Source organism: Candidatus Acidiferrales bacterium (assembly GCA_036514995.1).
Classification (GTDB): domain Bacteria; phylum Acidobacteriota; class Terriglobia; order Acidiferrales; family DATBWB01; genus DATBWB01.
Genome location: DATBWB010000084.1, coordinates 1 through 5,896 on the forward strand (window position 1 = coordinate 1; position 5,896 = coordinate 5,896).

Consider the following 5,896-nt stretch of genomic DNA (forward strand, 5'->3'; position numbering starts at 1 on the left):
TACACAGAAATGCTTGTCCGGTGGAACCGGCGTATCAACTTGACCGGGATTCGAGAGCCGGTCGAGATCTGGCGGCGCCATTTCGGTGAATCGTTCTATCTGGCACGGCTGGTGGATCTCGGTTCGGGCCGCTTGGTGGACATCGGGAGTGGCGCCGGCTTCCCGGGTCTTGCTCTAAAGCTTGTGTGCCCGTCGCTTGATGTGACCTTGCTCGAAGCGGTGGGCAAGAAGGCAGCCTTTCTGGCTGAAGTTGTCCGGCAGCTTGGCTTGAAGCGTGTAGAGATTGTCCGCCAGCGCTGGGAGGAGTGGAGGAAAGGGAAAAGCACTGGCGCGGTCGATTTCATCACGCTGCGTGGCATAGGCGACCAGGAGTGCATTGTTGATGATGCCGCCCATCTCCTGAGGCGGGGCGGGCGCATCATCCTGCTCGTTTCGGCCCTGGATGCGGTTCGCATCGCGGAGTCCAGTTCCCTTTATGACTGGCGGAGTGAAAAGATCCCCGGTGCACAAAGGAGCGTCGTCCTGATAGGCTGTCGCACCTAGACTCTGCTAAGGTGGTTTCACGTTGAAAGAGGCGGTGGAGTGTTCCACGTGAAACAAGGCAAGCTGCCTGTTGCATTTCGCTCGGTGATTTTGATACATTCCCGCCAACTTCGCCAGCGGGAGTGTTATTGGGCAAGATTGTCGCCATTGCAAACCAGAAAGGGGGCGTCGGCAAGACCACTACCGCCGTCAATCTGGGCGCATCGCTCGCTGCCGCGGAGCGCCGGGTCCTGCTCGTTGATTCTGATCCTCAGTCGAATGCAACGAGCGGGCTGGGATTTCGCCGTGACCCGGCTCGCCGCTCCCTCTACCACGCGTTGCTTCTCCAGGAACCAGTCGAGCGCATTCTGCTCAAGACGGAGCTGGCTCACCTGGAGCTTTTGCCGGCTGACAAGAATCTTGTCGGCGCGACCATCGAACTGGTCGAAGCCGATGAGCGCGAGTTTCGGCTGAAGAAGCTCCTCGAACCTCTGCGTCCCGGCTATCCGTTTATCTTGATCGACTGCCCCCCGGCGCTCGACCTGCTGACCCTTAATGCACTCGTCGCAGCCGATTCGGTCCTGATCCCCATTCAGTGCGAGTATCTGGCGCTCGAAGGTGTTAGCGAACTGCTCGACAGCCTGATGCGCATTCGGCGTGAACTCAATCCACAGCTCACCGTTGAGGGGATTCTGCTAACTATGTATGACGACCGGACCAATCTCTCGCGACAGGTGATGGCCGATTTGAGAGGTTTCTTCGGCGCACAGGTTTTTAACGCGATCATTCCCCGGAACGTACGTCTGGCTGAGGCACCTAGCTACGGCAAGCCTATTCTTACCTATGACATACATAGCCGTGGCGCCGAAGCCTACTTGCAATTGGCCCAGGAGGTTATAGCTCATGACCAGAAGAGCGCTCGGGCGGGGGCTTAGCGCCCTCATCCGCGAACAGAAACCAGTCGCGACGACGCCCGCCATCGAGCTGGGCGCCGGCGCAGCAGCCGGGGTAGCTCCGGCACCGGCCCGGGAATCCGGTTTGTCCGAAATTGAGGTGGATTTGATTGATCCGAACCCGTTTCAGCCGCGGACTCGGTTCGACGAAACCCGGATCGAGGAGCTGGCTGCCTCATTGCGGGCAGCGGGCGTGCTTCAACCCCTGCTGCTGCGACCAGTCGGCCTTCGTTACCAGGTTGTCGCGGGAGAACGCCGCTGGCGAGCTGCTCAGCGCGCCGGTCTGGCGAAGGTCCCGGCAATCATTCGCCATGTGCACGATCAAGAAGCTCTGGAGCTCACCCTGATCGAGAACTTGCAGCGAGAGGACCTGAACCCTATCGAGGAGGCCCAGGCTTATGAGCGGCTCACTCACGAGTTCGGCCTAACCCAAGAGGAGGTTGCCGACCGGACCGGGAAAGATCGGGCGACCGTAGCCAATACGATTCGACTTCTGAAACTCCCGAAGCCCGTCCAGGACCTCGTCTCGGATGGAAAGCTCACCGCCGGCCATGCGCGAGCCATCCTGGCTATTGGGGACCCCCGGAAACAGTTGCTTCTGGCACGTCGCGTCGCCGCCCAAGGTCTCAGCGTGCGGCAGGTGGAGCGACTCATCCAGAGCAAGCCTTCGGCCCGGCGAAAGGTGGAGGCAACACCACAGGATCCCAACGTGCGCGCTGCCCTCGCCAACCTGGAGCGCTCTCTCCAGACGCGAGTGCATATTACTCCTGTAGTAGGAGGAGTGGGGTTCCTGAAGATTGAATATTATACTGACGCGCAGCTCATGCTTCTCTACGAACGAATCATTAGGGGTAGCTAGTATCTACTACGTTAGTAATGTTTTAAAAAGTTGTGAGACTTGATCCTAGCTTGGGGACAGGGGGCGTGTTGCGCAAGACGCTGGAGTGACAACTTTTTGGGTTTCGCGACTCGCTCCGCCGCGAAACGTTGCACCTGGAAGCATCGGCGGGGGCCATTTGGGATGTGGAGTAGATACGACGGCAGTAGTAAGAGGTAAGACACAGTGACAGGTTTCGCGTTGTAGGGTTGCGACCGGGCTGTTATATTGAGGGTCATACTCGGCCCGTGTTTGTTTAGAGGGGGCTCAAGATGGCGTTCAAATTTTTCTCTTCCTCCGCTCCAGATCCTAGCCGTCCCAAGGATAGCGACGATTGGATTGGTTTTCTGGACCGCGGTGTTCTACTGGAAGGCACTTTGAATCTGTCCGGGACGTTCCGCATCGATGGCAATGTCAAAGGCACCATCCGTTGTGAGCAGACGTTGGTGCTGGGGGAGAAGGCTGAGGTGGAAGGGGAGATTGAAGCGGATCAGGTATCGGTCTCGGGTCGGTTCCACGGGACGGTTCGAGCGAAAACGCGGGTCGAAATTCTGGCCAAGGGGGTTGTAAACGGCGAGCTGCACACCCCAAGCTTGGTCATTGAGCCAGGTGGGGTCCTCGAGGGGCGATGCCACATGCTGGCCGAGGCCGAGTCGGAGAAGACCGTGACGATCGCCCTGCGGAGGGCGGAAAGCCACGGCTAAGCCCACGTCACCAAAGCATGGTGACGAGCCCATCACACGGATGAATCCATAATCGAGTCACGCCCGACTCTTTCAGTGGGCTACCGAGGTTGCTCTCAACCGGTTTGAACACGCCGGGCCGCCCACCATCATCCCCACCGAGGAATGCACTTTCCTTCACGGTGTTGCCTTCACGGGCGGCGGCCGGCATGAGGTTTTCCCTGTAGTGTAGGCCTTCCAGGACCGTTCCGGCTTTCATGGCTTGGGACGGCGAGATCCTTCGCTGCGCTGACGATGGCAACCGTGCAAGCAGTGCCTTCCGCTTTTCGTGGCTTTGCCGGTGCTCGTGGTGGCGTCTCCCGGCAGGCAACAAGGTATAATCATCGGGTTCAATCACTCGGGAATCGGGGGTGGGATGGCCAACGACGTCAAATTGACGGCGATGACCAGGGCGGCCGGTTGAGCGGCCAAATTGAGTCCAAGTCTATTGGACTCGGCGCTCGAGCGGTTGCCTAAGCAGGTCAATCCAAACGTGCTCGTGGGCTTCGAGACCCGCGATGACGCGGGGGTGTATCGTCTTTCGGACAGCGTGGCGCTCGTGCAGACGGTGGATTTCTTCACTCCCATCGTGGATGACCCATACCTCTACGGTCAAATTGCAGCCGCCAATGCGTTGAGTGACATCTACGCCATGGGCGGCAAGCCGATTTCGGCGCTGGCGGTGGTGGGGTTTCCGCGGGCGGGTGATGCGGCGCTGCTCGAAACGATTCTTCGCGGCGGGCTGGTCAAGATGGAGGAAGCGGGATGCGCGGTGATCGGCGGGCACAGCATCGGCGATGAGGAGATCAAGTTTGGCTACGCGGTCACCGGCTTGATTGACCCGGGGCGCGTTTGGAAGAACGTGGGCGCCCGGCCGGGCGACATGTTGATCCTGACCAAACCGCTCGGCACGGGCGTGATCTCGACCGCGCTCAAAAAGAACCGGGCCAGCCAGCGGGCGCTCGCTGCTGCCACCGCCTCCATGCTCACGCTCAACCGAGCTACGGCGGAAGCGTTGGCCGGGTTTGACGGCGCGATCCACGCCGTGACCGACATCACCGGCTTCGGCCTGCTCGGCCACGCCCATGAGATGGCCGTAGGCAGCGGCGTGAGCCTGGCCTTTGACCACCGTGGGTTCGCGTTTTTTGAAGACGCGCTCGAGTACGCGCGGGAAGGCCACCTGGCCGGAGGACTCAAGAACAACCGCGAATACGTCGGTGAGTGCGCGCAGTTTGACGCGATTGTCCCGGAAGAGATCCAGGCGCTGCTCTTCGACCCCCAGACTTCGGGTGGGCTGCTGGTGGCGATGGACGAAGGCATTGCCCGGCCGGTTCGGCAGGCGCTGGAAGCTCGCGGAGTCAGCGTGCAGCGGGTCGGCCGCGTGCTGGAAAAACGCTCTCCTCTGATGGTCGTCAGTTAGTTGCTGGCGAAGCAGTCCGCCCTGCGCGGTGGGCCGCCACGATGATGTTGATGGCCACCGCCATCACAAGCCAGAAACCGGTATTGGTGTCCAGCACTGCGCCAAATACAGTGAGAACAAACAGCGCCCAACCCACAACCGCCGACACAGGATGGTTGAGGCGATGCTCAACCCAATGACAAAGGAGGCCGAAAACGATCATCAAGAAACCGGGTATGAGGAACCAGTAGTAGCCCCATATCCGTAGAGATTTGGACGAGACCGCGTCGAGAAAACCCGCCTGAGCAATCTCCCTCCAGATTCCTTGAAACCCGATCGCTCCCGGCATGACCAGGGCGAGGCTGTGGAGAAGGCCGATGGCGATAAGCAGGATACCGCTGACCCTACGCATTGCGACCTCCTGAAACACCTGACCTTGTGGGGCGAAGAACTACGAGCGCATCGACTGCCACTTTACCCTCAGAACCTTTTGGCGTGCCTCCGTCAGAAAGCGATCAAACAGAAGCCGCGGCGCCGGAGGGCCGGGAAGCGAGTTCGAGATAGACATGGATAATGTTGATGGCGGCGGGGGTTACGCCGGGAATGCGTCCGGCCGGATAGGTGGTCTCGCCGACGTGGATCAACCCGTTCAAGAACGTGCCGGTCGTGATGATGACCGCCTGCGCGCCTACGCGGCGGCCATCGCGCAGAACGATCCCTCGCACGACCCGTGGCTCGTCTTCAAAACCGGCCGCAGGGAGGTCGCTGTCTGGACGATCGGGCTTTTGTGCGTTCACGGTAAATCCGAGCTCGGCGTGCGGGATGTCGCTCCTCCGTGTGGCGGGACCGTCACTCCCCACAATCAAGCTGGCCACTTCCGCTTGCTTGATGACGAGATTGGGCTCCGACTCGAGCACCTGGCGCATGCGCTGGCGATAGAGTTTCTTGTCGGCCTGAGCGCGCGGCGACCACACGGCCGGCCCGCGGCTGGTGTTGAGCAGGCGAAACTGGATGCCGGTCTGGTCAATCACTTCGCCCATCACCCCGCCGAGCGCGTCCACCTCGCGCGTCAAATGGCCTTTGGCGATTCCGCCGACAGCCGGGTTGCAACTCATCTGAGCGATCAAGTCGAGATTGATGGTGTAAACCGCCGTGCGCAAGTCCATGCGCGCGCACGCCATCGCCGCGTCGCAGCCGGCATGGCCCGCGCCGACCACCACCACGTCATAGGCTTCGTCAAAACGCTCAGGCATGACGCTTGCGTCCCTCTCGTTGGCGGAAGCAAATTATATCTGATTTTGGCGCAGGCTCTGGAAGCGGCTGGGATGGATCAAGCTGTGGTTGCAAGCGAATCGCCGGAAGGTGTCTCGGGTTAGCTGACTGGGAAAAGAAAAAGGGGAGAAGCGCGAAAGCGCTTCTCCCC

7 protein-coding genes are annotated in these 5,896 nt (G+C 60.4%); 5 read left to right on the forward strand and 2 right to left on the reverse strand.

From position 1 onward, the window contains the following. From rsmG to selD, 5 genes are all read left to right on the forward strand, one after another. The coding region (rsmG, locus tag VIH17_05990) for a 16S rRNA (guanine(527)-N(7))-methyltransferase RsmG (GenBank protein HEY4682785.1) at positions 1–543 on the forward strand (543 nt) is incomplete at its 5' end. Positions 544–671: 128 nt separating this feature from the next. Beyond that, positions 672–1,457: an AAA family ATPase gene (locus tag VIH17_05995; protein HEY4682786.1), complete on the forward strand. Its 786-nt coding sequence runs from the start codon at positions 672–674 to the stop codon at positions 1,455–1,457. Continuing rightward, positions 1,426–2,334 carry a ParB/RepB/Spo0J family partition protein gene (locus tag VIH17_06000; protein HEY4682787.1) on the forward strand — a complete coding sequence of 303 codons (909 nt, stop codon included), beginning with the start codon at positions 1,426–1,428 and terminating at the stop codon, positions 2,332–2,334. The genes VIH17_05995 and VIH17_06000 overlap by 32 nt, the downstream gene beginning before the upstream one ends. Positions 2,335–2,624: 290 nt before the next feature. Next, positions 2,625–3,056: a polymer-forming cytoskeletal protein gene (locus VIH17_06005; GenBank protein HEY4682788.1), complete on the forward strand. Its 432-nt coding sequence runs from the start codon at positions 2,625–2,627 to the stop codon at positions 3,054–3,056. A gap of 394 nt (positions 3,057–3,450) precedes the next feature. Next, the gene (selD, locus tag VIH17_06010; GenBank protein HEY4682789.1) at positions 3,451–4,494 is read left to right on the forward strand and encodes a selenide, water dikinase SelD; all 1,044 of its coding nucleotides are present in this window, start codon (positions 3,451–3,453) and stop codon (positions 4,492–4,494) included. Here the strand turns inward: selD and VIH17_06015 are convergent. Together VIH17_06015 and VIH17_06020 are read right to left on the reverse strand one after the other, a co-directional pair. Then, on the reverse strand, positions 4,487–4,885 hold the full coding sequence (locus VIH17_06015) for a DUF6463 family protein (GenBank protein ID HEY4682790.1): 399 nt from the start codon (positions 4,883–4,885) through the stop codon (positions 4,487–4,489). The genes selD and VIH17_06015 overlap by 8 nt on opposite strands. 103 nt (positions 4,886–4,988) lie before the next feature. Continuing rightward, entirely contained in the window at positions 4,989–5,726 is a 738-nt protein-coding gene (locus VIH17_06020) for an FAD-dependent oxidoreductase (protein ID HEY4682791.1), read from the reverse strand. Positions 5,727–5,896: the final 170 nt, after the last annotated feature.

Bases quoted from the DNA above. Each gene is read 5' to 3' on its own strand.
- VIH17_06000 (HEY4682787.1), top strand. From the start codon at position 1,426: ATGACCAGAAGAGCGCTCGGGCGGGGGCTTAGCGCCCTCATCCGCGAA.
- VIH17_06015 (HEY4682790.1), bottom strand. From the start codon at position 4,885: ATGCGTAGGGTCAGCGGTATCCTGCTTATCGCCATCGGCCTTCTCCAC.
- VIH17_06005 (HEY4682788.1), top strand. From the start codon at position 2,625: ATGGCGTTCAAATTTTTCTCTTCCTCCGCTCCAGATCCTAGCCGTCCC.
- VIH17_06020 (HEY4682791.1), bottom strand. From the start codon at position 5,726: ATGCCTGAGCGTTTTGACGAAGCCTATGACGTGGTGGTGGTCGGCGCG.